The following is a 26737-nucleotide window of genomic DNA, read 5'->3' as shown; positions in this document are numbered from 1 at the left end:
TTTTCAAGCCATTTCCTAATTTTTCGATACGTTTTATGCTACAACAGAACTAATAAAATCTCAAATCACGGTTTCCCGCAAATTACTTTACAAAGGTTTGTTTTTCATTTAGGCCATGAAAATAAACCGGCGACAGAAGGCTATTTATTCTATTTGGTGACTGTAATTTCGTTGCTGCTTTCCTCTATCCTAGTTTATCGCATCATTTTTTCATATAGAAGTTTAAAGCAATGACATTATATAAAGTATAAATGGTATTGTATCTAGCCCTGGATCAAATCTAATGGTATAAAATGTCTTTTTAGAAAACGGTATAAGAGTGCTTCCGGAGATTAGATAAAAAAATAACCAAGAAGATTAGATTTTGGTCATTTATATAAACATAATGGTTAGCCATTAGGGAACAGCTCATTATAAATTTGCTGTGTCAAAACATTAATCAAAAACCTAAAGAAGAACAAGATGAAAAAATTTCATATAAATACCCAAAAAATTTCCAAAAGTGTATTGGCACTGGCCGGATTACTTTTTATTATAATTATTGTACTCTCTTTCACGTCAGGGGATGAAGAAGAATTTGAAACTGTTGCGGCTCCACAGGCCATGCCGGTAGAAGTGTCGTCACCCCTAATAGAAAAAATAACCGAATGGGATGAATACACAGGCCGTTTTGAGGCAAGTAACCGAGTGGAAGTACGGGCCCGTGTTAGCGGATTTTTAGAAAGCGTCAATTTTGTTGATGGACAGATGGTAAAAAAGGGCGATGTGCTTTTTACCATTGATGACAGGCCATTTAAAATTGCTCTTGACCAAGCAAATGGAGATCTTAGTCAAGCACAGGCATCCTTAAAAACAGCACAGGATAATTTTGAAAGAGTAGAATCACTTCGTGAATCCGGAGCTGTGTCCATTGAAGAATACGATCGCAGAAAACAAGCCCTTGAATATGCCAAAGCGAGTATTCAATTGTCACAAGCAAGGGTTGATAATGCAAAATTAAATTTGGAATTCACAAGGGTTACGGCACCAATGGCCGGTCTAGTGAGCAGAGATAGGGTTAATGAGGGCAATTTAATCGATGGAGGTTCTTCCAACTCCACCTTGTTGACCACTATTGTTGCCACAAGCCCTATTGATTTTTATTTCACCGGAAGTGAATCGGATTATTTAAGATATGTTCGTTTGGCAAGAAACGGTGAACGAAGGTCCGCCCGCTCTGAGGGTATACCAGTATTTATAAAACTTCAAGATGAAGAGGATTTTGTGCACGAAGCTGAAATGGATTTTGTGGATAACGAGATAGATAACAGTACCGGAACGATCGAAAGTCGGGCGGTGCTTGAAAACAAAGATCATTTGTTGGAACCCGGAATGTTCGGAAAAGCAAGGATAGCTGGAAGTGCCGAATACGAGGCCATTATGATTCCAGATGAGATCATAGGTACCAACCAATCCATTCGTTTTGTATATGTATTGGGTGAGGGCAATCTTGTAACAACAAAGAATGTCACATTGGGGCCATTACATTCCAACGGATTGAGAATCATTAGGGATGGAATTTCCCAAGAGGATAAATTGATAACGAATAACATTCAAAAAATAAGTCAGGGAATGGCTGTCACCCCTATAGAAACGGAATTGCAAAAGAGTGAATCAGGAGAGTTGGCCATTGCCAAAATAGAGTGATAGCCATCACATAAAAAGAAACCCAAAAATTATTACAGTCCCTTAAATTGCTCCTCCACGTCCATAAATTGGAGGGAGAGAGGAGCAGGAGGATTGCTATTTTTCAATTATAGATAAATTATGAAATTCAGTCACATATTTATAAAAAGACCCATTTTTGCTGCAGTACTGAGTGTACTCATACTTATTGTGGGCGGTCTGGCATACGTATCCTTGCCAGTTTCTCAATTCCCAGATGTTGCGCCGCCAACGGTAGAGGTTGTGGCCCTATATCCAGGAGCAAATGCCAAGACTCTTTCGGAAACAGTAGCAGCACCTCTCGAAAAAGAAATCAATGGGGTAGAGGGGATGATCTATATGACCTCCCAATCCTCTGCTGACGGCCGGGTAGTGCTGCAAATAGCCTTTGAACTGGGAACCGATCTCGACAGGGCACAGGTTCAGGTTCAGAACCGTGTCGCCATTGCAGAGCCAAGGTTACCGGAATCTTCCCGTCGATTAGGAATTACTACCAAAAAAATATCACCTGACATCCTATTGGTGGTTAATATGTATTCCCCGAATAAAACCTATGACCAAACCTATATGGGGAATTATGCCACCTTGCAATTGAAGGACCAATTGGCACGTATAAAAGGTATTGGCGATATACAGATTTTTGGGGCTGCTGAATATGCCATGCGAATTTGGTTGGATCCTGATAAAATTGCCAATTTGGATTTGACCGCAGGTGAAGTGGTTGCTTCACTTCGCGCACAAAACATACAAATTGCCAGTGGTACTTTGAATACTTTGCCTTCAGGTAGCCAATCTGCCTTCGAAATAAATATTCAGACCCAGGGCAAGCTTGTAACTACCGAGCAGTTTGAGAATGTCATCATCAAGTCGCATGGAGATGGTAGAATTGTACAATTAAAAGATATAGGAAGGGTTGAATTGGGGGCTCAAAATTATGCCACCAAGGGATACTTGGGAAAAAATCCTGCTATAGCCATGCCTATTTTCCAACAACCGGGAGGTAATGCTTTGGAAACAGCTGCTGAAATTCAAGCCAAAATGGTGGAGTTGTCCAAAAATTTTCCAGAAGATCTGAAATATAAAATCGCTTATAATCCGACAGAATTCATCCAAAAATCTGTAGATGAAGTATACCATACAATTTTTGAAGCCATCATTTTAGTGGTCTTGGTAATCCTTTTGTTTCTACAGTCTTGGCGAGCGGCCATCATTCCAATTCTTGCCATACCGGTATCCCTTATAGGAACCTTTGCCGTTATGCAAGCCATTGGGTTTTCTTTGAACAACCTTACGTTGTTTGGCTTGGTATTGGCTATCGGAATTGTAGTGGATGATGCCATTGTCGTGGTTGAAAATATGGAGAGGTATTTGTCAAAAGGACTCTCCCCTAAAGAGGCTGCCGTTAAGACCATGGATGAGGTGGGAGGTGCTTTGGTGGCCATAGGTCTGGTTTTGATAGCGGTTTTTATTCCGACAGCATTCCTGGAGGGCATATCGGGGCAATTTTACAAACAGTTTGGATTGACCATTGCAGTTGCAACGACCATTTCCGTTTTCGTTTCCTTAACATTGAGTCCGGCTATGGCAGCTCTATTAATGAGGCATGAGGAAAAAGATCATAATAAAAAGACGCCCATATTACTCAAACCATTTGTTTTTGTTGGTACAACCTTTAATAATTTCATGGAAAAAATTTCCATAAACTATGGTAAAACTGTTCAAAAACTCATTAGAACGTCAATAATGGTATTGGTAGTTTACGGTGGTCTGGTATTACTTACAGGAATAGAATTCAACAGGGTGGCCAAAGGGTTTATTCCAGCCATGGACCAACAGTATTTTATCACGATTGTGCAATTACCGCCAGGCTCTTCCTTATCTAGAACTGATAATGTCATGCAAAAGGTATTGGATATTGCTTTGGCTGTGGACGGAGTTGAAAATGCGGTTGCATTTACTGGATTTGATGCTGCCTCCTTTACGAATGCTTCCAATGCCGCTGCAGTATTTTTACCCTTGGAAGATTTTGAGGTAAGAAGAAAAAAGGGCCTAAAATATGAAGCATTGCTAGGTACCCTACAACAGAAATTGGCACAGATAGATGATGCTGTAGTTCTTGTAATTCCTCCTCCATCTGTGAGAGGGATAGGGAATGCCGGTGGGTTTAGAATGATGGTTCAGGATCGAGGGAATGTCGGAACGGATGAACTCTTGAACGCCACCTATGCATTGGCCGCTGCAGCCAACAATGACCCAATTCTTAATAATGTATTCACTTTTTTCAACAATCAGACCCCCCAATTGTATTTGGATATCGATCGGGTTAAAGCAGAAAAATTGGGGTTAAATGTAGGTGATGTATTTCAGTCCTTGGAGATCTATATGGGATCCGCATTTGTCAATGAATTCAATTATTTAGGGAGAACCTTTCAAGTGACTGCACAGGCCGATGCGCCAAACCGTTTAACACCAGATGATATATCACGGATCAAGGTTCGAAATAAAAGTGGGGAAATGGTGCCACTTGGAACGATCACCACCCAACAAAATATTTCCGGACCCTCAAGGATTCCAAGGTTTAACTTATATCCTGCAGCTTCGTTAAATGGAAATATTGCCGCTGGATATAGTTCAGGGCAAGCTTTGGAGAGAATGGAACAGTTGGCGGAAAAGATTCTTCCACAAGGTATTTCATATGAGTGGACAGAATTGGCGTATCAAGAAAAACAGACGGGAAGCACGGCAGGCATCGCATTCTTATTGGCCGTCGTATTTGTCTTTCTATTGTTGGCGGCTCAATTTGAAAGTTTGGTACTCCCTCTAGTGGTCATATTCATTGTTCCTATGGTATTATTGTCCGCAATGATCGGTATTGACTTGGCAGGGTTGGACAACAACATAATGGTACAGATCGGACTTATAGTTTTAGTAGGATTGGCGAGCAAGAACTCCATTTTAATTGTAGAGTTCGCCAAGCAATTGGAAGATCAGGGCAAGGACTTGAAAACCGCAATTATGGAAGCTAGTAAATTAAGGCTCAGACCTATTTTAATGACAGCCATGGCGTTTATTTTAGGTGTTGTTCCTTTGGCCATTGCAACTGGTGCCGGCGCAGAGCTACGGGTGTCATTGGGTATTGCGGTATTCAGCGGTATGCTCGGAGTGACACTTTTTGGAATTTTCCTGACACCGGTATTCTATTATTTGGGAAGAAAATGGTCCTCCAAATCTTCAAACCCCAACACAATTAAACCGGTGCCAACAAGCGTTGAAAAAACTGAATTAACTTAAATTTAAAAAAAATGAAGAATTTGTTTATTGTCGCCATATTGTTATTTCTGTTGGTTTCCTGTGGAATTACCAAACGTGATTTTGAGGTGGCGCCCAACGCAAAGGTTGAAGAGAATTTCTTAGAAGTAGATAGTTCCAATGTTTTTACCAAAGTTGCTGCGGCCCAGAATTGGTGGTCAGAATTCAACGACCCCAATTTGAACTCTTTAATTGAAAAAGCAAGAAAACACAATATGGATATCAATTCTGCCGTCGCGAACGTTTTTGCCTCAAAGGCTTTATTTAAAGAAGCAAAATTTGATAGAGTGCCAACAGTGACGGCCAATGGCAATTATACCAGAACCCGTCTTGGAGAAAACGTCTTTGTACAAGGGAGCAATCCCACTTATAGCAACTATAATGGTAGCTTCGATGCATTTTGGGAGGCTGACCTGTTCGGAAGGGTTTCCAATCGTATTAAAGGGGCCCATGCCAATAATCAATTGGCTGTGGCCGATATGCAAGGGGTATATGTGAGTATTTTTGCCGAAGTGGCCAAAAATTACATGGAACTGAGAGGGTCGCAATACCTGTTGGATATAGCACATCGTAACTTAAAAGGGCAACAAGATACATATGATCTGACTGTTAAATTGTCGGAGGCTGGAACAAGCAATAATCTTGACGTTTCTCGAGCGTTGGCGCAATTGGAAAATACCAGAGCTACGATTCCTCCTCTAAAAGCAAATATTGAAGCATTGAAAAATAGATTGAGCGTCTTGATTGGAGAAGTGCCTGGTAATCTGGATTCGACCATGGTAGAGAAGCAACCTTTGCCAAGTTTACCTTTATCAGTGGCTTTGGGAGATGTAAACGAACTGTTGCGTCGCCGTCCGGATGTACGTCGGGCAGAAGCTGCATTACAAATACAAATTGCCAGGTACAACTTGTCTGTGGCAGAACTTTATCCTAAAATTCAATTTGGTGGATCAATTGGGTTTTCTGCCGTTGATTTTTCGAATTTTGGAAGTAACGAAACCTTTACTTGGAGTGTCATGCCAAATATTAGTTGGGCTGCCTTTAACCTGGGAAAGGTGAAACAACAGATCAAGGGGAACGATGCCTTAACATTTGCAATACTGAATCAATATGAGAAAACCGTATTAAATGGATTGGAGGAGATCCGAACAGCTATGAGCAATTATTCGAACGAATTGCAAAGAAAGGAAACATTAAGAGCCTCTTCGGAGGCCAGTGCAGAGGCCGCCAAATTTGCCAAACAGCGATATAATGCCGGTCTGGATAGCTTTATCGACTTTTTAAGTGCCGATAATACACTTCTTCAATCCGAAAACTTGTTGGCAAGAAGTGAGATTTCTTCGGCAACATCCCTAATAGCAATATATAAAGCTTTAGGTGGGGGCTGGGAAATTATATCCGAAAGTGAATTGAACACCAAATTTGAGCAAATGAAATACCTCGAGGATAATTCAAAATAGCGCTAATTTTAAGGGTTTCATCGTGACTACCACTTTTCAGTGAGGAATATGGTAGTTCCCTTTTTCGCCAAAAAAAATCATTTTTTTTTACGAATGGATAAATATTTCGCTTGGATAGCAGTATAAGGTCAAGGTATTGGATAAATTTAAAACGAGTGGTGATATATACAAATATGGAGTTACATTGTTTTGTTTCATTTAACTATTTTAGTGGCTGACGGCCTAACATTAAGACCATTATTTTGTAATTTTATTTGATGATTAAAACCGAAATTCCTGTTTTTGAAACAAGTAATGATTTTCATGAAGCGATTGGATTTCCCCATAGAAGCCACATCCCTAATTTTGATGTGTATGCCTTCGAAAGGTTGGAACCTTCCACAAGGCGATGCATGCCACCTTATCGGCAGGGTTTTTATTATATAGGTCTATTGAGTTATGTTGGGGATAGCAAATTGAATCTGAACACTGACTGGCTTAGTCTAGATGGGTATCCATTATTATTTGTAGTACCAGGGCAAGTTTTCTCCTGGGTATGGGATGCAAAAATAGCTGGATTTAATATCATGTTTAAAAAGGAATTTTTAATGCATGCGGTCCCTAATTTAATTGAGGATTTCCCGTTTTTAAAAATGTCAGAAAACAAAGTGTTGGTATTGACAAAAGAGGAGCACGAATCCCTTTATTTTGATGCCGAAAGAATGCATTCCGTATTTAAGAATCCTCATCCCTACCAAGAAAAAATGCTGGAGGGCATGTTGCTCACTTTTTTGTATTACTGTAAAGCAGTGTATGAGCGCTACAAAACTACCGAAAATCATTTGACAAGTGCACAAATGATAACCCAAAAATTTGAAACCCTAGTTGATAAAATGTATGTGGACACCAAGAATGTCAGTGATTATGCCGATCAACTCAACATTACACCGAATTACCTGACCACGACGGTAAAAAAATTAACAGGTAAAAGCGCCAAGGATATCATTCAGGAAAGGCTACTAGTTGAAAGCAAAAGCCTGTTGAAATTTTCAGGCCTGGATATAGCGGAAATTGCCTATAGACTCAATTTTCAAGAACCCACCCATTTCACGAGATTCTTTAAAAAGTTAAGTGGTACGACACCTAATAAATTTCGTCAGTTGAATTGATGGAAAGCGATTTAAATTAGTAATTCGGATACATTGCAGTAAGTCACTATTTGGGTCATTTATTAAAGAAAAGTGGTTATTTTTTGAGATTGTTTTTAGTTAAATTTGTAGAGTTAAATAGTTTTGCCATGAATGTTAATAGAATTGCAGTTGTCACAGAATCTGGTAATGGGTTGGGAAAAACATTTGCCAATATTTTATTGAACAATAATTATAATGTAATTCTTGCTGCTAGTAAGAAAAGTTTCGAATTGCTTTCTCAAGATGGAGGAGTTCTTCAAGACTATAAGTTGGTGAAAACAGATTTCACATCAGCAGAAAGCCTATTGGAATTAAAAACAAAAATAGATTCTGAATTTGGGAGATTGGACCTTTTGGTCAACAATGCTGAAATAGCCAATGGCTTTGGTCAAAAAATCGATCAAATCAACCTCGATGAGGTGAGGCTTGTATATGAGACAAATTTGTTCGCAGTCATCAGGATTATCCAGGTATTGAAGCCTTTGCTTGAAAAGGGCATAGATCCCAGTATTATTAATATTACTAGTGCATTGGGCGATATCAATAAAATGCGGGATGACGAATTCTGCTATTCCAACTATTGTATGACTGCTTATGCGACTTCTAAAGCCGCATTGAATATGTTTACCCATTTACAGTGCAAGGAATTCAAGACTTCAAAAATTAAAATCAATAGCTTTGACCCTATTGCCTTAAAAAATTGCACTCATAACTCAGTTACTATTTGCAATGGTATTAAAGATGATTTCATTGCCCTAATAGAAAAAGAATAAACGACAATTAGGTAATTGACGATTCAGAAAATTATCTACATGGTTGATGATGGTTTTAAATTCCTCTACCATTATTCTCAAAGCTTTATACTATGACTTTAATACAGAAGTAATCCACCTTGGATGGCCAACAGGGTGTGTGGTTATCTATACCTGAACGTATTTTTGTAATTTCAATGGTATTACAACCTCTACTGTTTCTTTAAGCTTTAGTAAATTAAGCATTATAATTTTCCCCTTGTCTTTGAAGTTTTGATAAAATTGTTTACCGCTATCCGGCGTACCTTCTAGATATTATTTCATAACAGACTATTCAACAATTATAAGGTCTAATAACCGTCCATTTACAGTCATCTAATTTCATAGAAAACACATTTTCAATTATATTTTTCCTTCAAAATTTTGCGCAATCAAATAACTGCGCTTATATTTGCAGTCAAATAACTGCATTATGAAATTAAGAAGAGACGTTTTTCAAGCTATAGCTGACCCAACAAGGAGAACAATTATCACATTGGTCGCAGCAAGTGCAATGACACCAAGTACTATTGCAGAGAATTTCGATTATTCTAGACAAACTATTTCCAAACACATTCAAATTCTGACTGAATGTGAATTATTGGAACAGGAACAAAAAGGAAGGGAAATCTATTATCAGCTAAACCCAAAGGGGATGAAACAAATAGCAGATTTCATTGAGCCTTTTAGGAAAATGTGGGATGAACGCTTTAACAACCTGGAAACTATAATGAAGAAACATCAATCAAAATTGAAATAGATTATGGAGCAAAAAACCAACATCAATGCCCTAGAAGGCAAGCAAGATCTAACCATTACGAGAGAATTTGACCTTCCAGTAGAACTTGTTTACAAAGCGTATACCGAAGCTGAATTTATTGCACAATGGATGGGTACTAACGTACTAAAGTTAGAAAACAGAAACCACGGAAGTTTTGAGTTCGAAACCTCATATGAAGGAAATGTAATGTTTAAGGCGAATGGAACCATACACAAGCTTATTCCCAACCAAGAGATGGTACGAACTTTTGAAATGGAAAATATGCCGGTAGGTGTACAATTGGAGTTCTTGAATTTTGAAAAAGTTACAGAAGACAAAAGCAAGCTAACCATTCAGATTATTTATAAATCAGAAAAACACCGAGCAGAACAATTAAAACTACCATTTTCATATGGCTTAAATATGGCCCACAACAAACTTGAGGAAGTACTTTCAATTCAACAATAAGTCCATATGAAAAAAAGAGATAAAATAATCTATTGGATAGCCACAGTCTGGTTGTCATTAGGAATGCTTTCCACTGGGATTGTACAATTGATAAAAATGGAGGAAGAGGTACAAAGCATAAATGCTTTGGGCTACCCAACCTTTTTGTTACCAATACTTGGTGTATGGAAAATCCTAGGTGTTATAGCCATCTTAATTCCCAAATTCCCTTTAGTGAAAGAATGGGCCTATGCTGGCTTTTTCTTCACTATGACTGGTGCAATGACTTCACATATAATAGTTGGCGATGAAATGATAACGCTTTTTGGGCCCACATTACTCTTGGCACTTACAATTACCTCCTGGTATTTCAGACCTGCTGATCGTAAAACACTAAAATAGTAAAAATGGAAGATTCAAAACCAAAGACAGTGGATGAGTATATCCACATTTCACCGGTAGCAGCGCAAGAGGTAATGATACAGCTTAAAAACATAATCGAAACTACAAAGCCCACCGCTGAAGGCGGTATAAGTTGGAATGTGCCTATTTATAAGTATAACGGCATTCTTGCAGGTTTTTCCTTGGCTAAAAAGCACGTAAGTTTTGGCATAGATGCATTAACAGAAGACGTGAGAAAAGTACTCGAAAATAAAGGCTATAAAACGGGAAAGAAAACCATTCAAATAAAATTCGACCAAAAGGTTCCTGAAGCTGAATTAAAACAGTTAATTAAAGATCAGGCTAAAAGAAACGAAATATAAATCAAATGGAGATTAAAGAACATTTGGTAAGTGGTATTAAAATCGCAGAGGTTATTTCTAACGAGATAATTATTGAGAATACCGAAACCGCTTTAGATATACTTGGAAATTTATATTACCAAGGTTTTGATAAAATCATAATCCACGAGAAAAACATAACTCCTGCCTTCTTTGATTTAAAAACAAAAATAGCAGGAGATATACTGCAAAAATTTAGTCAATATAGAATGCCGTTATTTATTGTTGGGTGCTTCTCAAAGTATGAAAGCAAAAGTTTAAAGGACTTTATTTACGAAAGTAACAAGGGAACGCATGTTAATTTCGCGTCTAATTTTTCGGAAGCTATAAAATTTTCATCAAAATAAATATGAAAAACTATCCTAAAGACAAATTAATACAGGCCACAACAGTTATTGAGTCGCTATTACATAAATGTGAAAAGTCCATGCTAAAACTTACGTATAGAACGTCACAGCATACTTTGCTAAAGAATAGAATCGAGGCTCTCAAAATTGCTTTAGAACTTATAGAAAGTGAGGTTGAAAACAAATCGATAGACAATGGAAAACAAAAAAGAACAACTCAATACAATTGGACTTTATATGAATCTGATTTTCAATTATTACTTTAGTTCTTATAAGTAGGATAGCATTACCAAACGTTGGCGTTCATTGGGGAACAACACAATGCAGACCAACGACAGAAATTAACAAATAAGAAAACTATAATTTGACAAACTAAAAAACATAAGGACAATGGACGTTAAATTTGAAGCAGGAATAAATATTGCGATAAAAATTCCGAAAAGTAAATACGAGAAAACGGTTGCTTTTTATAGGGATATTTTGAAGTTGTCCGTTGAAGAAAAACCTATTGACAGTCCAACTATTTCCAGAACTCACGAAGTTATATTCGGAAGTAATATTATATGGTTAGACTGTGTTGACAACTATACACATTCAGAAACTTGGTTACAACTTACAGTTCCAGACGTAAATGAAGCGACAAACTATTTGCAATCAAATGGAGTAGAAACTTGTGACGAGCTTGAAGAACTTCCAAAAAATATGCATTGGATACAAGACCCAGCAGGAACAGTATTCAATGTGCAAAGAAGAGAAACAAAATAGTTTGAAGGGAAAACAACGAACCGCTAACAAAGTGTAGTAAACTTGGCTAGGGCACAGTGTATAATTTTAGTTTTAGTTTATTAATTCTGTTTGGCCACGTGAGACAAACCTCAGTTTCGAAAATCCAGCCACTTTTCATACACAAACGATGATGACAATATAAAAACCTACGAACAATCATTACAAGTACCAGTCAGAACACAATTTGCATTTTGAACTTCGTAACCATTAGGAACTGAACACTCAACAGGAACTTGCAGGCACTCAATCGTATCACACGACAAACAACGAAAATGAAAATGAGGTTGAATAACTTCTTGTGGATTCTCACATTTTTTACAAATTGCAAAATACTGTTTTCCATCTTCTGCAACTATTTTGTGGACTATCCCATCCTCACAAAACCTGTTCAATACTCTATAAATTGTAGCCCTATTGATTTCAATATCCAACTGCCTTTCAATAGCGTCTTGACTTAACGCCTTTCTCGAATTCATTAATAAGTTTAGCACGGCCTCTTTTGTAGGTGTATTTCTTCGATTCATATTTTATTGCGAATAAGTTGCAATAATACAAAAAGATAGTATATTTGCCAAAACACTATTGCGACAACTTCGCATTTAATTGTTTGTTTAATGGACAGAAGACAAATATTTAAACTATTCGGCGTATCAGGTTTAGTACTTACAATACCACAACCAATAACACTCTTTGCTCAAAACAATAACAATATGAATAAAAATGAATTTGAAGTCATCATAATAGGTGGAAGTTATGCAGGACTTTCAGCAGCAATGGCATTAGGACGTTCACTTCGCAGGACCTTGGTCATTGACGCAGGTAAACCATGTAATCGGCAAACACCACATTCACATAATTTTTTAACTCAAGACGGAAGTACACCAAAGGAAATTTCTGAAATTGCTAAAAGTCAAGTAGCAAAATACGACAGCATTGAATTCTATGACGGACTTGCTGTTAGCGGTAAAAGAAACAATATAGGATTTGAAGTCACTACTTCAAAAGGCGATGTTTTTACAGCAAAGAAATTGGTTTTGGCAACAGGAGTTAAAGACCTAATGCCAGATATAAAAGGTTTTTCTGAATGTTGGGGAATATCAGTTGTGCATTGCCCATATTGTCACGGTTACGAAATAAGAAACAAGAAAACTGCCATAATTGCAAAAGGAGAAAGAGCGTTTCACCTTGCTTCTTTAGTAAACAATTTAACTCAAGAAATTACGATTATTACTTCGGGATCAAAAGACTTTGAAGTAAACCAACTCGAAAAGTTAAAACAACACGATATTAAAATCATTGAAAAAGAAATTTCTGCAATAGAACATCATAATGGACAAATGGAAAAAATTGTATTCAAAGATGGTAGTACGGAATATTTTGAATCTGCTTATGCCGCTATTCCATTTGAGCAAAACTCAAATATACCCCAAGAATTAGGTTGTAAAATCACGGAAAACGGACACATTGAAGTGAATTTTATGCAAAAAACCAGTGAAGATGGCATATTTGCTTGTGGAGACAACAGTACAATGATGCGCTCTGTATCAATAGCAGTTAGCAGTGGTACTATCACAGGTGCAATGGTAAATCATGAATTGTCACAAGAAAATTTTTGATATGGTAGAAGTGTTTATGACCAACGTAAAATCAGAAATTCTATCGACTGAAATTCTACAATTTTTGGAAAATGGATATCCACAGCTAAAATTCAATTTTGACTTGGAAGATTTCAACAGACCATATCCTTGCGGTCATTCCATTTTAAGAATTGAAGGAAAAACGATCGATACAAATTCAATAACCCAACAACTTAAAAGTAAAGGAATTGAATGTGAATTATTAGCAGATAAAATTTGTAGGTAGTATGGCAGAGTTTTGGGAAACAGCATTTACCGGCAAACAAGAAATGTGGGGAATGGAACCTGCAAAATCTGCCCAATTGACAAAAGATTTTTTTGTAGAAAATGCCATAAAAAATATCCTCATCCCGGGAATTGGATATGGGCGAAATGCCCGACCATTCATCGAAAATGGTATAAAAGTAAGCGGAATTGAAATTTCAAAAACAGCCATCGCGTTAGCAAAAAAACATTATGGAAATAAAATGAACATTTTTTACGGCTCTGTAAAGAAAATGCCTTTTGAGGACATAAAATATGACGGAATTTTTTGTTATGCCCTCATTCATTTATTGGACTGCCAAGAAAGAGAAAAACTGATACAAGACTGCTACAACCAATTGACAGAAAATGGATTTATGGTTTTTACCGCCATAACCAAAAACACTCCTCAATATGGAAAGGGTGAATTGATAAGTAAAGACCGTTACGAAATTCATAAAGGAGCAAAAATATTTTACTATGACCAAGTATCAGTTCATACGGAATTTAACAAGTATGGTCTTTTTGAAATTACAGAAGTAAAAGAAAACCAACCAATGTATCTGATCAAATGCAAAAAGAAAAAATATTACCACCCTCAACAGGAGGTATAATGAATTGCCGGCCGATTTCCCATGTGGAAATCCTCGCAATTAACTATCTTTAAGTCCCGGTGGAAATTTCCGTTGGGAAAGTTTGAATCTAATCATAGCCAAAGCACTGTGCCCAATAAAAGAATTAAAATGAAAAGAATATTAATTGGGCTTTTTATCCTGGCGACAAGTTTGGGAATTGGACAAACTAAAATTTCGGAACATTGGACTGAAAATGATCATGCGCAATATGCCAAATTGAAAGAATTGGCTAATTACATTTACAAGAAAGAAAAATTTGAAATTTCTAAAGATAGCCTGTTTAAAAACTACGTCTTTTTTGACAATATATTAAAGGACACCGTTACGGAAAGACGGGAAATACGCATTGTTGCCTTCGATGGTCTTTTCGATTATTTTAAAAAGACCGTTGACAGTATTGGATTTGAAAATCTAGACGCGAAACCTGTGAGATTTTATAAAAATCATAAAATTTATGAGCCTTTTGATGAAGAAAAAGCTGAACTAAAAACGGTCAAAGGCGAAAAAATGTATGCTAAACATGATAATGTTTTTGCTTACTACAGAAAAGAAGAACCTGAAAACCCATTGGGTGTTGTATTATTGGACCCCGAAACCGATAAATTACTAGCATGGATTATGATAAATCAACCCGGCTACAGTTGGTTCTTGACCTTTAACATCTTGTAAAAAAAGGCTGGTACAATAACCAATGTTCCTCGATAGCAGCCTGAAATCACCAAACCTTAAATACTTGGTCTGGTTTTCCCATACTCCGTTTGGCAAACTAAATTTCCTAATACTTTGGTTCATTTTTACCATCGTAAAGATTTTAAACAAGTGCTCAATATGTTTTACGTCTTCCCGCAGCCTACTTGATAGATATTGTTTTTCTAGAAGTCTGTTATTTGGGACGCCAGGGAGGGCAATACTCTACCATAATTGGAGTAGGGTCACTTAGGACAGAGCCCTTAATTAATATTGGAGCAAACAAAAAAGATTTATTAAATTAGACCTATAATAGGTATATAATCACCAGTTACTATATCCAATTGTTAGCCATAATTTAAAAAATGACCTTATTAACAGAAAATCAAGTAACTGAACTTTGTCTTTTTATAGAAAACCGAATTGAAAAAAACGGATGTGACCACTCATTGAAAAACACTTTCGAATGGGCTGAAAAAAACGGAATTAACAAAGCTGACTTGATTGACGTTTTGAAATTGAATGGTGGATTTTGTGATTGCGAAGTAACATTTAATTTACCAGAAGATTGTGATTTAGAATTAGAGTCAGAAAACAAAGAAATGGACTTTAAAAATCCTTTCAAAATACCCTTGAATTTTCAACAGACCGAAAATAAAGTTTATACAAAAGCACTTTTTTCGAGTTCTGAATACGACCATAATAATTACACAAAAAATGGAGAACTATTAATTCCAGCACCATTTGGATTTAAACCAAAAAAGAGAGTTAGGAAAAGTATGCACTTCTTTAATGGAACTGAATCAGAAATGCCTACTGAAATTGGAATTGTAAAAGAAATAGAACCCATAAATGGAAAAGAGTTTGCGAAAAAAATTCGCGATTTAAAATTAGATTCTCTTTCCAGATTTTCGGAAAGAGATGCTGAATATTACTTTTCGAGAATTGAAAAAATTGACATTGGAAAACCAATGGGAACGCATTTTATGGAAAGAACAGGAATTGGCGGAACGAAAGTTGAATTAAAAGTGCATAAAGTAATATTTAGGTAATAAAAAACTATGGCTAACACGGTGTATAAAACATAGCTAATAAGTGCTTTACCGAAGGGTTTCTGTATATTTATGAAGTCCGCCAAATTTTTAATTTGGCTTTTAAAAAGAGAAAATTAAAAACAAAATATAAAAATTCGGCTCTGTGTTAATCCGAAAAGTTAGTGTCTTTTTGCACGCTACGTTTCATACACAAGTCCGTTGTGAGCAAGCTAAACATGAAAAGAGTTTTATTTTTATCGATTTGTTCAATAGTGTGGCTTTGTTCTTGTGGGCAAAAAAGTAAATCGATTACGGAAAAGGCAGCGATTGAATCAGACATAAGAACTGCTGCCTATAGTAATTTGGGACAACAATTACAGAATCATGATTTACAAAAATACATCTATACGGATACTACCTACACCCTTGCTAATGGAAAAAGGATTACCATACTAAACAGCTTTCCAAAGGGAGGAATGATTAAACCAGGAACACAATATTCCGACTCTACTGGTAAATTATATGGGTTTGCGTGCTTTTGGACTAGAATAATAAATGAAACTGACATTCCTGTAGAGCTAAACATAAATGTTCCTACTAATTCATTTCGAATTTTCAATCCACCTGACTCTTTCTTAAAGTTATTTTTGCACAAAGAAAAATTCTCGCTTGATAAGCTTTCAAAATTCAACTATGGTCTAACTGAAATAAAACCTTTCTTAGATGAAAATTTTGATAATGCTGGCATATTGCAAAAAACGATTAATCCCTATGAAGAGCATACTTTTTATATGATGGCACTTTCTTATCAAGCAGCTGGAACTCCAAGAGCAGGACTTTTTTTGAAAGAACATGACCTTTACTATGAAATGAGTGTAGCGCCTCATGGTTCTGGAATTGTTCCAGTAGGTAAAATTGCTCTAAAAAAATGAAAAGCGAGCTCACAACACCGGCTATAATCCATTGCTGCTTAATTACTAAATTTAAACCAATCAACTTTTAACAGGGCCCGATTTCTAACCGACAATTTCCTGCCGGATATCGCCGCAACGAAATCATAGCCCAACCATTAGGCGATATTTAAGTAAACTCTGAACTATAATTTATGAATTCTAAGAATGAAATTAATAACGAGTTGAACAAAATTATATTAGGAATTGAGGAAGAAATATCATCACTCATTAAAAAAAATGAAACGGATTACTTCTTGTTCGCTTTAAGAGGTTTGGTTCGCTATACAAGTACGCTTTTTAAACGCTTAACAACGGAGCAAAATATACCAATTGAGTATCTAGCTTTTTCTGCACGAAGTCTTTTTGAATGTTATTTATTGGTAGAGTTCATTATAAAAGACCCTTCTAAAGCCAAAGATTTTATTAGTCAAAAACCTAAAGAGGAATTAGAAATCAATAAGGGTTTTTTGTCTTTAAAAACTGAAAACGCATCTGAAACAGCTATCAAAATGATTCATGACAGAATCGATTACATTGAGAAGCTTACTAAAGACTACGTACTAACTCCAACAAGACATTGGAGTGTTAGTCACCTAGCACTTGAAACAAACAATAAACTCGAATACGATGCTTTTTTCAAACTTTATTCAAAATATGTTCACCCTTCGTCGTGGATTATGAATAGTCACGAGTATGAACACAATAATCCAGTTTTTAGAAATATCTTTTTATCTCAAGGTCAAATTAATGCGAATCGTATTGTGAAGAGTATTAAGAAATATAAAAACAAGTAAACCATCGCCTAACAACGTGTCCTATGAAAAGCACTAGTCCATCTGGATAATTACCTGGACCTCAATTTCAAGATTTTATATTTTATCATGCCTGCACCTAAGATGTTCTGTGCTGTTTCCCGCGTCTAATTCTTAAATAAATGTCTTTCTTTATAGCTATATTTTTGACCAGTCACTTTATGCTAGTAGTAACAAAAATAGAGTAGGGGAGAAATTGAGCTAACCTCTTAATTTATAATTAGGTCTCAAAAAAGATTTACTAAATTAGACCTATAAAGGAAATATAGTGAACATCTAAATTCATTAGTTGTAGCCAATTTAAAAATATGGGAAAGAAATTAGATTTTATTACCACTGAATTACAAGAATTCATTGCAAATCAAAAACTATTTTTTGTAGGTACAGCTTCCAATGATGGAAGGGTTAATGTGTCTCCAAAAGGTACCGACTCATTTAGAGTTATTAGTAAGAACAAAATTGTTTGGTTGAACTTAACAGGAAGTGGAAATGAAACCGCTGCGCATATATTAAAGAATAATAGAATGACTATTATGTTCTGTGCTTTTGAAGGGAAACCTTTGATTTTAAGACTGTATGGAAAAGCAAAGATTTACCATAAAAGGGATAGTGAATTTCACAAATATTACAATTTGTTCCCTGAGAATGTAGGTGCCCGACAAATTATCGAAATGGAAGTAGACTTGGTTCAAACTTCCTGCGGCTTTGCGGTGCCCTTTATGGATTTCAAAGAAGAGCGCACAACTTTAAATTCTTGGGCGGCAAAACAAGGTGAGGACAAAATTGAAGAATATTGGAAAAACAAAAACAGCATAAGTATTGATGGATTTGAAACGAAAATCCTTGACGATTAAAAACCAGCTACTAGATGCTATAAATCATAGCTAGTGATTATTAAATCAAAAGGTGCGCCAATTTTTTAGATTTGGCTTTTAAAATAAAAATAATTACAAAACCCGCCAGTACCAAAAAGGTGCGTTCGGGCAGGCAATAAGCTTTAGTTTCATACGTAGACGGAAACTGGCCAACGCGTCAACTCGCCCACTGCTGTCGCAGATGGCGTACCTCCGCACTACGCTAAGCCGAGACAGTTCGCAACAAGCTTGACCGTGTAATCCCAAAAAATATAATATAATGAACGAAAACTGTAATTGGAAATATGATGAATTTAAACAAGTAGGTAAAGATTATTCTGATGAAGATGAAGTTAAGATATATGAGTCAAGCCATGCCAACTTTCGCAATATTAAACAAGAAAGTCTTGATCTAATTAAAAAGTTAGGACTCAAAAAAAATGATGTTTTAATTGATTTTGGGTCTGGGACAGGAATTTTTGCAATAGAATCTGCTAAAATTTGTAAAAAAGTTTACGCCGTAGATATTTCAAATAAAATGTTGAATTATTCAAAAAACAAAGCTATTCAAAATTCAATAAAAAATATAGATTTCTGTAATTCGGGATTCCTAAATTTTGCAGTTAACAATGAATCAATAAATCACATTACTTCTACCTATTCTTTTCATCATTTGCCTGATTATTGGAAAGGAATTGCACTTAAAAGATTAAATAAAATGTTAATCCCAGGAGGGTATTTATACATTAAAGATGTCGTCATGGAAGAAAAAAATTCAAAACGCAATATTCAGAAGTTTATTGATAACCAAGCAATTTTAGGAGGGGATTTTTTAAGAGATGATGCCGAAGTGCATTTTCGAGAAGAATTTTCTACTTACGATTGGATTCTAGATGGTTTATTAAATAGATCAGGATTCGAAATAATATCAAAAGAAATACAAGGTGGGCTCATTGCGGAATATCTATGTATTAAAAAGTAATAAAACTTCAACACACAAATAACAACAATAAAATTTTTAGGGAAGGCTACAAAGGCAAACAAATGAAATACTCCTCTGCACAAAGCAAAAATCCCTAAATTGATAAGAAATAAAATATTAGTCCCAATGACAATGGCAGCACAAAACCGAGACCGCATAGTTCAACAGCTAAACCAAAAACTGCGCACTAGGCTTACATGATTTAATTCTATCTTGTGAGCGACTAGCATAATTGAAATTCTAGATATCCAAAATGAAACAAAACAAAATCGTAAAAAGAGATTCCAAAGAAGGGTCAGAAGTATATAATAATAGATCATTAGAAGTTGATTATCGTACTTTAAAAACCTTATTGAGAAAAGATATCAGAGTTCTTGATGTGGGCTGTGGAACGGGAGCTATTTCCAAAGATGTGGCCGCCATAATTGGAAATGGTGGTAGAGTAACAGGTATTGATAAAGATCCTAATTTTATAGAAAATGGAATTGCCAATTATGGATATATAAAGAATTTAGAGCTGATCTCAACAGATATATTTGATTTTAATACCGATCAGAAATTTGATTTAATTATATCTGCTAGAATGCTTCAATGGTTATCCAATCCGAAAGAAGCTTTGTTAAAAATGAAATCATTGCTTAACCCTAATGGTGTTATAACAATATTGGATTATAATCATAAGAAAATTCAATGGAATCCAGATCCACCGCAAAGTATGATGGAATTCTATGAAGCATTTCTTAAGTGGAGGGAGAACGCGGGTATGAATAATGAAATCGCTGATCATTTGCCGTCATTATTTCAGGAGATTGGACTAAAAAATATACAAACATTAAATTCAGATGAATACTATACTCGGGATAGAGAGGATTTTAAGTCTAAAGTTGGCATTTGGAGTAAAGTAGCTGGATTAAAACAAATATCCGAAGAAGGTTTTATAGAGGATTCCCAGAGACTATATGCGGCAAAGGAATATAATAGTTGGGTGGAAACAGAGGCTATATCCATGACAATGAATCTTTCTGAAACTAGAGGAGAAATTGCCAGTAAATAACACATCTTACAAATAATATGGACTTGGACCAGAATTTTATTGTTTGCGTATTTTTATAAGATCGTGAAATCTTAAATGACTTCTTGTAATGACTCTCTTAAAATATTTAAAAAATAGCTAATGGTTACTTTCGGAACATTTGAAAAAATAACTCTAAACTTTCCTGAAATTACAATTGAACCTCATTTTGAAAAAATATCATTTCGGATAAAAAAGAAAATATTTGCAACCTATGACGAGAAACACAATAGAATAACGGTCAAACTATCGGAAATTGACCAGGATAATTTCTCATCTTTAAGTTCAAGCATTTACCCTGTAAATAATAAGTGGGGAAAACAAGGTTGGACCTTCATAGAATTAAGTCAAGTGAATCCTGAATTGCTTTCAAAAGTTTTGACAACAGGTTATTGTGAGGTTGCACCAAAAAAATTATCTGCGCTAATAAAAGAGAGCAAAAATTAAAACCGAACCGCCAATAACTAAGCCTTCATATGGTTGGTACAGCCTATCCTCCAGACCTTGAGTATCCAAAAAATGAAGACCGTATTTCCTATACTTCATCGTTTGTCCATTGGCATAAAAGTAATCCCCTTCCTAATTATTTAGTTGTTTTTGGACCAATACAGATCTAAAACATCTCCAATTACGGTTTCCCGCAACCAAATTCTCAAATTATTGTTTTTCTTTAGTTCCAAAAAATATGCAAGTAAATAACAACGAGACCCCACAAAATAGCGTAGGGTTAGCAGAGCCATCAAGCATGAAATTTAAAACTGGGCTAACAAGAAAGATTTACTAAATTAGACCTATAATAGGAATATACACACTAGTAATCATATACAATTGTTGTGCTTCATGCTGAAAAAAACTAACCAATGAAACTAAAATCACTAACAGTAAAAAACTTCAGAGCTTACCAAGATGAAACTAAAATCGGATTTGACCAACTGACGACTATTATTGGGAAAAATGATATTGGTAAATCAACAATTCTTGAAGCGCTTGAAATATTTTTTAATAATCAGACTGTAAAAATTGATTCATCGGATGCGAACATCCACTCAACATTAAAAACTGTTGAGATTACATGTGAGTTCACAGAATACCCTTCAGAAATATCCATTGATACATCTTCGCCAACAAACCTTAAAGATGAATATCTATTATCAACAGATGATACCCTTGTAATTAAGAAGAGTTTTGATTGCAGCAAGAAAACACCAAGTGTTGAAATTTTTATTATCGCCAATCATCCGACAGATAAGGAAGTATCAAACCTTTTGGAGTTGAAGGAAAAGGAACTTCAAGCAATAATAAAATCAAAATCGCTTGATTCTAAGCTGAAAGGAAACCCGACTATGAGAAAAGCAATTTGGGAATCTATTAGCGATTTAAAACTTCAAACCATTGAAATTCCAGTTTCCAAGCCCAAAGAAGATGCTAAAAGGATTTGGGAACAAATTGACGGATATCTTCCAATCTTCGCATTATTTCAAAGTGACAGGAGTAGTAGCGACTCTGACAATGAAGTACAAGACCCAATGAAGGCGGCAATTGCAACTGCGATTTCAGAAGTTCAAAAGGAGATTAATGACATTCAGCAAAAAGTAAAAGAAAAAGCAGAAGAAATAGCAGCAAATACTCACAAAGCACTTAAAGAGATTGATGAAAATTTAGCTAATAAATTAGATCCAAAGTTTAATCCGCCTACACCTGCAAAATGGAATGGACTTTTCTCTATCCAATTAGACACAGATGATGGAATACCTTTAAATAAAAGGGGAAGCGGTGTTAGAAGAATGATTCTTGTTAGTTTTTTCAAAGCGGAAGCCGAGAGACGCTTGAAATCCTCTTCAAAAAAAAATATCATCTATGCAATTGAAGAACCTGAGACAGCTCAACACCCAAACAACCAAAAAGTATTAATAGAGTCATTTAAATCTTTGGCAAATGAAAGTGACTGTCAAATAATTCTAACTACACACAGTCCAGGCTTGGCATCAGAACTTCCTATCGAAAGTTTGAGATTCATTTTCCATGATGATTCAGGTAATTTGAAAATAGAACTTGGTGAAGATGTTTTCCCAAAAATCGCCAAGACTTTAGGCGTGACACCTGATAGTAGAGTTAAAGTTCTATTTTGTGTTGAAGGTCCGACTGATGTTTCCGCAATATGCGCTTTGAGCAAAGCAATGAAAATTAAATACCCAGAATTGCCCGACCTAACAAATGATGAAAGAGTAGCTTTTGTCTTAATGGGTGGTTCTACATTAAAACATTGGGTTAATCATAACTACTTGAAAGAATTGTGTAAACCCGAATTTCATTTATACGATAATGATGTCAATACATATCAACTTTCAATTGACCAAGTAAATAACCGAGAAGATAATTCTTGTGGACAATTGACCCAAAAGCTTGAAATTGAAAGTTACTTGCATAAAGATGCAATAATTGCAGGTTTCGATATTGATATTGAAATACCTGACCATTTGAATGATGTTGGCAAGGCTACACCGAAAATCTTCGCAGAAGCATACTCGCAGAAAGTTGGCTTCCAAAACCCAATAAAAGATACTAATGCTAAAAAATTCTTAGCTGAAAGAGCATTCCCAAACATGACAGCTGAAATGATAGAAGAACGTGACCCAAATGGTGAAGTTAAAGGTTGGTTTGAAAAAATTAATGAACTACTAAATTAAAAAACACGAAAGCACAACAATGGGTATAAAACATAGGGCGGACGGTGGTTTCCGCAAGTTTTGGGATTTAAGCAAGCTTTGTCTCGGGCGGACAGTGAAGTGCTTCGAAATGCCCTACGTTTCATACCCGAGCCGTTGGCATTAATATCGAAAACACTATGGGAAACTATAAAAATATCAATCACGATTTCATTGAAAGGACTATGAATTTGATAACTCAATATGAATCTGATTTGAACAAATACCCTTTTGAACAACAATACAACTATACGCTTTTATTGAACTGTTTACTGGGAATTATAGTTATGCCTAAAGAACAGTTCTTTTCTCATATTCCTAACCACAGAATAACAAGTGATTTGAAAAAAGAAATGGGATTAAAAAAATCGGAAATAAATCCAAAAATCCAATTTCTGCGAGAACTAATAATTGATTTAAGAAACTCAATTGCTCATTTTGACCTAGAAATAAAATCAACCAATGACAAATTTTTGATTGATAAAATAATATTCAAGGACAATCAAACAAGTGTTGCAGAATTCAAATCTGATGAGTTACTTCCATTCATTAGATATTATGCTGATTGGGTAAAGTCCAACTTAATGAACTATGCATAAAACAAGATTTACAGATGTATAATTCAAAAATCAGAACATTTTCAGAAGTTGACAGCTATAATGCTCAAAAACAATGGGAGGAACAAATCAAAAAGAGAATAGAAAGTGAATCCAAAGAGTACATTCTTGGTGTTGATGAGGAAGAATATAAAAATTTCTTAACCGAAGATTTTAAAGTAGTTCCATTAGTTGTTTATGAAGAAAGTGAACAAATTGAGCAACCAAGAGTAACAAAGGAAAAAACTACAGCTTATCCAAGAGATTACGTTTACGAACAAGACGTTTATCATTTTACAATTAGATATACCTTTTCAGGTTCGACAGTCCTTTTCAAAATAAGACCTAGCACTTGGACAATGACTAGCTATGAAATTAATGTAAATGAACACAATAACACAGTCTCTTTCTCATTTAAACTTTATGAACAGAATCCTGATAAATTCAAAAGGCAGAAATCAGACGCTTATCGAGCAGCTTTTACGAATTTGGCAAACGTCAACAAATTTGCAGATAGTTGGAATGCTTGTGTTAAAGGTGTTGTTAACCGAGAATTTAAAAAAGTAAAAGACAAATTTTTAAAAGAAAACGATTTTTTCGCAGCAATAAATATATCAACTAATAAAAATACAGAATCTATTTTTTCAGTCCCAGCAATTAAAAAAGTTGATATTCCTCAACCGAAAGTAGATAAGAACAAAGAATTTGCTTCCATTCCTACGATGTCAAAAACTATGTATTCAGATATTTTGAAAGTAGTTTATGATGCGGGAAAAAGTATGGAAAAAAAACCTGCTCTTTATCAAAATAAAGATGAAGAAGGTTTAAGAGACCAGTTTCTTTTTATCTTGGAAACTAGATACGAAGGTATTACAGCTACAGGAGAAACTTTTAATAAAAAAGGGAAAACAGATATTATTTTAAAGTATGCTGCTGATAACACTAACTTATTTGTCGCAGAATGTAAATTTTGGAAAGGGAAATCTGAATTTCACCAAGCTATAAATCAGCTTTTCGACAGGTATTTAACTTGGAGAGATTCAAAAGTAGCATTGATATTTTTTGTTAAGAATAACGATTTTACACGAGTTTTAGAATCTGTAAAAGAAGAAACTAAAAAACACGAATACTATAAAAAAACAAATGGAACGAATGGAGAATCATCATTTAGTTATTTATTCCAATTACCAAAGGATGAGAATAAAAATGTGTATTTAGAAATAATATTATTCCATTTTGACCAATAATACTAATGCCAATAACTAAGACTTCGTGTGGTCGGTACGGCCAAACATGAAGACCGTGTTGACTGAACCGGGTCCAGTTGCCCCTTACTAAGGGGATTGCTATGGTTTGATGGAGTTTTTCAGATGGATATCGAAGTCATGTCAGGTCCCTAAAGTGGTCAAAATTCATTTTCCTTTGTCCGCCCGAGTTCCTTTTTGATCTTCTTGTGTCGTTTTTCCCGTCCAGGTGTAGCCTACACCATAGCGTAACCGGTTCCTAATCTCGTCGTCCATATATCGTAGCTTGCCCTGAATACTTGTACCCCGGAAATTGTTCATTCATCCCCGCTGCACTTCGTTTATCCTGGCAATACGCTGGTCAAAGGTCATCGGACTGGTTTTTCTAGTCATTTTAACAGAATCCAATGACATTTGGAATTAAGCAACTGGCAGTAACAACCAAGGGTCCGCGCGGCCGGTACAGCCTGTCCCTTAATCTCTGCGGAAGCCAATCTATAAGACCGTGTTCACCAAACCGGGCCCAGATTCCTTCACGATGGGATTGCTAAATTTACCACCTATAATCTGCCAAGTATTTCGGTTTTATTATGCCACTTTTCAAGATTAGAGCGCAATAATTGCACCCAAATTACGGTTTCCCGCAACTTACTTCTCAAGGAATTGTTTTCCTTTAGTTCATTCAAATTAAGCAAACGAACGAAAGCCGGACCCCACAAAATAGAATAGAGGGCTGCAGGTCCATAAACGATATAATTAATAACTAGGCTAACCAAAAAGTTTTATTAAATTGGACCTATAATAAGAATATGCACACTAGTATTTATATACAATTGTTGCCCACAATTATGAAAAAAATCGCGTTGACGTTAATAATGGTTATTCCTTTTATGGTCAGTTGTGTTGATGAGAATAAAAACGAATCAAATAGTGAGGTAAAAAACGCAATGAATATTTCATTGGATTTCATAGACAAATGGAATCAACTTGAACTTGCTCATACTGATGATAAATATGGTGAATGGGGCGGGGACTCGGATGTGATTTTAGTTTACTCTGACGGCGAAAAAATTTATGCTGATTATTCAAAATATTTAGGTTCTTATGAGCCACCAATGCCACCCAAAGAAAATGAAAAACCCAAGAAATGGTATGAATATAAAATGCTGGAACTTAAGATTGATAGCATTGAGTTAAATAATGTAGAAATCGACCTTATCGAAAAAGCGATTGTGGAACTTGCAAAAAATAAAATAAATAATCGCTCTTCTTTCTCTCACGCAGGAATAGTAAATAGGGTTATATCCAGCGATTCAAGTTTTATTATAAAAGATTATCCCTCAAACGATTGGGTAACATTTAAAAAGCTCAAAAAGCAGCTAACCGAAAAATAACTGTGGGCAACAGAGCCTATGAAGTAATGCGGGCCCTGGTCTTCAATTCAAAGTTTTATCTATATTTATAAGGGCGCAAAATCTTTCCGATTTTGCTCTGAGAATAAAAAATATATCAAAACAAAAAGCTTTTGCTATGGGCAAAACGGAATGGTAAGCGCAAGTTTGCTCCCGCACTACTCATAGCTTAGGCGTTACCTGCAAGCTGGTACGTTAAAGGGACATCCTTTACAAAGTTAAAGTCACATAGTTTACACTTTTTTAGGTTATAATTTGAGATCAAAATCAAATTATCATGCCTTGGAAAGAAACAACAACTATGGAACAGAAAATT

The 26737-nt window shown here is 35.5% G+C and carries 27 protein-coding genes; 25 read left to right on the top strand and 2 right to left on the bottom strand.

The annotated features are described in order from the left end of the window. Positions 1 to 462 precede the first annotated feature (462 nt). The 11 genes from H4O18_RS16550 to H4O18_RS16500 all read left to right on the top strand — a co-directional run bounded on the left by H4O18_RS16550 (position 463) and on the right by H4O18_RS16500 (position 11534). Positions 463 to 1686, top strand: a complete 1224-nt coding sequence (locus H4O18_RS16550) for an efflux RND transporter periplasmic adaptor subunit (protein ID WP_187586607.1) — start codon at positions 463 to 465, stop codon at positions 1684 to 1686. A 120-nt stretch (positions 1687 to 1806) separates the two neighbouring features. Further along, the gene (locus H4O18_RS16545; protein ID WP_187586605.1) at positions 1807 to 4995 is read left to right on the top strand and encodes an efflux RND transporter permease subunit; all 3189 of its coding nucleotides are present in this window, start codon (positions 1807 to 1809) and stop codon (positions 4993 to 4995) included. Between the two features lie 11 nt (positions 4996 to 5006). After that, on the top strand, positions 5007 to 6473 hold the full coding sequence (locus tag H4O18_RS16540) for an efflux transporter outer membrane subunit (protein ID WP_187586603.1): 1467 nt from the start codon (positions 5007 to 5009) through the stop codon (positions 6471 to 6473). Positions 6474 to 6730: 257 nt separating this feature from the next. Next, the gene (locus H4O18_RS16535) at positions 6731 to 7621 is read left to right on the top strand and encodes a helix-turn-helix domain-containing protein (RefSeq protein ID WP_187586601.1); all 891 of its coding nucleotides are present in this window, start codon (positions 6731 to 6733) and stop codon (positions 7619 to 7621) included. 128 nt (positions 7622 to 7749) lie between these two features. Next, on the top strand, positions 7750 to 8415 hold the full coding sequence (locus H4O18_RS16530; RefSeq protein ID WP_187586599.1) for an SDR family NAD(P)-dependent oxidoreductase: 666 nt from the start codon (positions 7750 to 7752) through the stop codon (positions 8413 to 8415). A 451-nt stretch (positions 8416 to 8866) separates the two neighbouring features. Then, the gene (locus tag H4O18_RS16525) at positions 8867 to 9193 is read left to right on the top strand and encodes an ArsR/SmtB family transcription factor (protein ID WP_187586596.1); all 327 of its coding nucleotides are present in this window, start codon (positions 8867 to 8869) and stop codon (positions 9191 to 9193) included. 3 nt (positions 9194 to 9196) lie between these two features. Beyond that, a complete protein-coding gene (locus H4O18_RS16520) occupies positions 9197 to 9661 on the top strand; it encodes an SRPBCC family protein (protein WP_187586594.1) in 465 nt (154 codons plus the stop codon). A 6-nt stretch (positions 9662 to 9667) separates the two neighbouring features. Further along, on the top strand, positions 9668 to 10042 hold the full coding sequence (locus H4O18_RS16515; RefSeq protein WP_187586592.1) for a DoxX family protein: 375 nt from the start codon (positions 9668 to 9670) through the stop codon (positions 10040 to 10042). A 5-nt stretch (positions 10043 to 10047) separates the two neighbouring features. Further along, positions 10048 to 10404 (top strand): iron chaperone, encoded by a 357-nt coding sequence (locus H4O18_RS16510; RefSeq protein ID WP_187586590.1) that lies wholly within the window; start codon positions 10048 to 10050, stop codon positions 10402 to 10404. 5 nt (positions 10405 to 10409) lie between these two features. Beyond that, positions 10410 to 10769, top strand: a complete 360-nt coding sequence (locus tag H4O18_RS16505; RefSeq protein ID WP_187586588.1) for a DUF4180 domain-containing protein — start codon at positions 10410 to 10412, stop codon at positions 10767 to 10769. 390 nt (positions 10770 to 11159) lie between these two features. Beyond that, positions 11160 to 11534 (top strand): VOC family protein, encoded by a 375-nt coding sequence (locus H4O18_RS16500; protein WP_187586586.1) that lies wholly within the window; start codon positions 11160 to 11162, stop codon positions 11532 to 11534. A 167-nt stretch (positions 11535 to 11701) separates the two neighbouring features. On the opposite strand, the gene H4O18_RS16495 is transcribed toward H4O18_RS16500, so the two are convergent. Beyond that, positions 11702 to 12079, bottom strand: a complete 378-nt coding sequence (locus H4O18_RS16495) for a Fur family transcriptional regulator (protein ID WP_187586584.1) — start codon at positions 12077 to 12079, stop codon at positions 11702 to 11704. Between the two features lie 90 nt (positions 12080 to 12169). Between H4O18_RS16495 and H4O18_RS16490 the strand changes: the two genes are divergently transcribed. The 13 genes from H4O18_RS16490 (at position 12170) to H4O18_RS16430 (ending at position 25012) form a co-directional block, all read left to right on the top strand. Continuing rightward, positions 12170 to 13171 carry an NAD(P)/FAD-dependent oxidoreductase gene (locus H4O18_RS16490; protein ID WP_187586582.1) on the top strand — a complete coding sequence of 334 codons (1002 nt, stop codon included), beginning with the start codon at positions 12170 to 12172 and terminating at the stop codon, positions 13169 to 13171. A gap of 248 nt (positions 13172 to 13419) precedes the next feature. Further along, positions 13420 to 14049: a class I SAM-dependent methyltransferase gene (locus H4O18_RS16485; protein WP_187586580.1), complete on the top strand. Its 630-nt coding sequence runs from the start codon at positions 13420 to 13422 to the stop codon at positions 14047 to 14049. Between the two features lie 129 nt (positions 14050 to 14178). Further along, entirely contained in the window at positions 14179 to 14739 is a 561-nt protein-coding gene (locus tag H4O18_RS16480; protein WP_187586578.1) for a hypothetical protein, read from the top strand. Between the two features lie 383 nt (positions 14740 to 15122). After that, complete coding sequence (locus H4O18_RS16475) at positions 15123 to 15809, top strand: DUF2695 domain-containing protein (protein ID WP_187586576.1); 687 nt, start codon at positions 15123 to 15125, stop codon at positions 15807 to 15809. Positions 15810 to 16027: 218 nt separating this feature from the next. Further along, positions 16028 to 16723, top strand: a complete 696-nt coding sequence (locus tag H4O18_RS16470) for a hypothetical protein (protein ID WP_187586574.1) — start codon at positions 16028 to 16030, stop codon at positions 16721 to 16723. 173 nt (positions 16724 to 16896) lie between these two features. After that, on the top strand, positions 16897 to 17538 hold the full coding sequence (locus H4O18_RS16465; RefSeq protein WP_187586572.1) for a DUF5677 domain-containing protein: 642 nt from the start codon (positions 16897 to 16899) through the stop codon (positions 17536 to 17538). Between the two features lie 326 nt (positions 17539 to 17864). Further along, positions 17865 to 18410, top strand: coding sequence for a pyridoxamine 5'-phosphate oxidase family protein (locus H4O18_RS16460; protein WP_187586570.1), 546 nt, complete (start codon positions 17865 to 17867; stop codon positions 18408 to 18410). Between the two features lie 280 nt (positions 18411 to 18690). Further along, positions 18691 to 19392 carry a class I SAM-dependent methyltransferase gene (locus tag H4O18_RS16455; protein WP_187586568.1) on the top strand — a complete coding sequence of 234 codons (702 nt, stop codon included), beginning with the start codon at positions 18691 to 18693 and terminating at the stop codon, positions 19390 to 19392. Positions 19393 to 19645: 253 nt separating this feature from the next. Continuing rightward, positions 19646 to 20446 (top strand): class I SAM-dependent methyltransferase, encoded by an 801-nt coding sequence (locus H4O18_RS16450; RefSeq protein ID WP_187586566.1) that lies wholly within the window; start codon positions 19646 to 19648, stop codon positions 20444 to 20446. 120 nt (positions 20447 to 20566) lie between these two features. Beyond that, positions 20567 to 20911, top strand: coding sequence for an MmcQ/YjbR family DNA-binding protein (locus H4O18_RS16445; RefSeq protein WP_187586564.1), 345 nt, complete (start codon positions 20567 to 20569; stop codon positions 20909 to 20911). Between the two features lie 413 nt (positions 20912 to 21324). Then, positions 21325 to 23151, top strand: a complete 1827-nt coding sequence (locus tag H4O18_RS16440) for an ATP-binding protein (RefSeq protein ID WP_187586562.1) — start codon at positions 21325 to 21327, stop codon at positions 23149 to 23151. Positions 23152 to 23309: 158 nt separating this feature from the next. After that, positions 23310 to 23768 (top strand): HEPN family nuclease, encoded by a 459-nt coding sequence (locus tag H4O18_RS16435; RefSeq protein ID WP_187586560.1) that lies wholly within the window; start codon positions 23310 to 23312, stop codon positions 23766 to 23768. A 14-nt stretch (positions 23769 to 23782) separates the two neighbouring features. Beyond that, the gene (locus H4O18_RS16430; protein WP_187586558.1) at positions 23783 to 25012 is read left to right on the top strand and encodes a hypothetical protein; all 1230 of its coding nucleotides are present in this window, start codon (positions 23783 to 23785) and stop codon (positions 25010 to 25012) included. A 165-nt stretch (positions 25013 to 25177) separates the two neighbouring features. Here the strand turns inward: H4O18_RS16430 and H4O18_RS16425 are convergent, their stop codons facing one another. Further along, on the bottom strand, positions 25178 to 25330 hold the full coding sequence (locus H4O18_RS16425) for a hypothetical protein (protein WP_187586556.1): 153 nt from the start codon (positions 25328 to 25330) through the stop codon (positions 25178 to 25180). A gap of 527 nt (positions 25331 to 25857) precedes the next feature. Here H4O18_RS16425 and H4O18_RS16420 point away from each other — a divergent pair. After that, positions 25858 to 26403, top strand: a complete 546-nt coding sequence (locus H4O18_RS16420) for a hypothetical protein (protein WP_187586554.1) — start codon at positions 25858 to 25860, stop codon at positions 26401 to 26403. Positions 26404 to 26737: the final 334 nt, after the last annotated feature.

The sequence above is a fragment of the Arenibacter arenosicollis genome (assembly GCF_014397245.1).
Classification (GTDB): Bacteria; Bacteroidota; Bacteroidia; order Flavobacteriales; family Flavobacteriaceae; genus Arenibacter; species Arenibacter arenosicollis.
This window is presented reverse-complemented; position numbering and strand designations above follow the sequence as displayed.

Bases quoted from the DNA above. Each gene is read 5' to 3' on its own strand.
- H4O18_RS16530 (WP_187586599.1), top strand. From the start codon at position 7,750: ATGAATGTTAATAGAATTGCAGTTGTCACAGAATCTGGTAATGGGTTG.
- H4O18_RS16550 (WP_187586607.1), top strand. From the start codon at position 463: ATGAAAAAATTTCATATAAATACCCAAAAAATTTCCAAAAGTGTATTG.
- H4O18_RS16425 (WP_187586556.1), bottom strand. From the start codon at position 25,330: ATGAACAATTTCCGGGGTACAAGTATTCAGGGCAAGCTACGATATATG.
- H4O18_RS16520 (WP_187586594.1), top strand. From the start codon at position 9,197: ATGGAGCAAAAAACCAACATCAATGCCCTAGAAGGCAAGCAAGATCTA.
- H4O18_RS16540 (WP_187586603.1), top strand. From the start codon at position 5,007: ATGAAGAATTTGTTTATTGTCGCCATATTGTTATTTCTGTTGGTTTCC.
- H4O18_RS16485 (WP_187586580.1), top strand. From the start codon at position 13,420: ATGGCAGAGTTTTGGGAAACAGCATTTACCGGCAAACAAGAAATGTGG.
- H4O18_RS16440 (WP_187586562.1), top strand. From the start codon at position 21,325: ATGAAACTAAAATCACTAACAGTAAAAAACTTCAGAGCTTACCAAGAT.
- H4O18_RS16500 (WP_187586586.1), top strand. From the start codon at position 11,160: ATGGACGTTAAATTTGAAGCAGGAATAAATATTGCGATAAAAATTCCG.
- H4O18_RS16430 (WP_187586558.1), top strand. From the start codon at position 23,783: ATGTATAATTCAAAAATCAGAACATTTTCAGAAGTTGACAGCTATAAT.
- H4O18_RS16445 (WP_187586564.1), top strand. From the start codon at position 20,567: ATGGTTACTTTCGGAACATTTGAAAAAATAACTCTAAACTTTCCTGAA.
- H4O18_RS16545 (WP_187586605.1), top strand. From the start codon at position 1,807: ATGAAATTCAGTCACATATTTATAAAAAGACCCATTTTTGCTGCAGTA.
- H4O18_RS16450 (WP_187586566.1), top strand. From the start codon at position 19,646: ATGAAACAAAACAAAATCGTAAAAAGAGATTCCAAAGAAGGGTCAGAA.
- H4O18_RS16515 (WP_187586592.1), top strand. From the start codon at position 9,668: ATGAAAAAAAGAGATAAAATAATCTATTGGATAGCCACAGTCTGGTTG.
- H4O18_RS16505 (WP_187586588.1), top strand. From the start codon at position 10,410: ATGGAGATTAAAGAACATTTGGTAAGTGGTATTAAAATCGCAGAGGTT.
- H4O18_RS16495 (WP_187586584.1), bottom strand. From the start codon at position 12,079: ATGAATCGAAGAAATACACCTACAAAAGAGGCCGTGCTAAACTTATTA.
- H4O18_RS16480 (WP_187586578.1), top strand. From the start codon at position 14,179: ATGAAAAGAATATTAATTGGGCTTTTTATCCTGGCGACAAGTTTGGGA.
- H4O18_RS16490 (WP_187586582.1), top strand. From the start codon at position 12,170: ATGGACAGAAGACAAATATTTAAACTATTCGGCGTATCAGGTTTAGTA.
- H4O18_RS16465 (WP_187586572.1), top strand. From the start codon at position 16,897: ATGAATTCTAAGAATGAAATTAATAACGAGTTGAACAAAATTATATTA.
- H4O18_RS16470 (WP_187586574.1), top strand. From the start codon at position 16,028: ATGAAAAGAGTTTTATTTTTATCGATTTGTTCAATAGTGTGGCTTTGT.
- H4O18_RS16435 (WP_187586560.1), top strand. From the start codon at position 23,310: ATGGGAAACTATAAAAATATCAATCACGATTTCATTGAAAGGACTATG.
- H4O18_RS16475 (WP_187586576.1), top strand. From the start codon at position 15,123: ATGACCTTATTAACAGAAAATCAAGTAACTGAACTTTGTCTTTTTATA.
- H4O18_RS16460 (WP_187586570.1), top strand. From the start codon at position 17,865: ATGGGAAAGAAATTAGATTTTATTACCACTGAATTACAAGAATTCATT.
- H4O18_RS16455 (WP_187586568.1), top strand. From the start codon at position 18,691: ATGAACGAAAACTGTAATTGGAAATATGATGAATTTAAACAAGTAGGT.
- H4O18_RS16525 (WP_187586596.1), top strand. From the start codon at position 8,867: ATGAAATTAAGAAGAGACGTTTTTCAAGCTATAGCTGACCCAACAAGG.
- H4O18_RS16510 (WP_187586590.1), top strand. From the start codon at position 10,048: ATGGAAGATTCAAAACCAAAGACAGTGGATGAGTATATCCACATTTCA.
- H4O18_RS16420 (WP_187586554.1), top strand. From the start codon at position 25,858: ATGAAAAAAATCGCGTTGACGTTAATAATGGTTATTCCTTTTATGGTC.
- H4O18_RS16535 (WP_187586601.1), top strand. From the start codon at position 6,731: ATGATTAAAACCGAAATTCCTGTTTTTGAAACAAGTAATGATTTTCAT.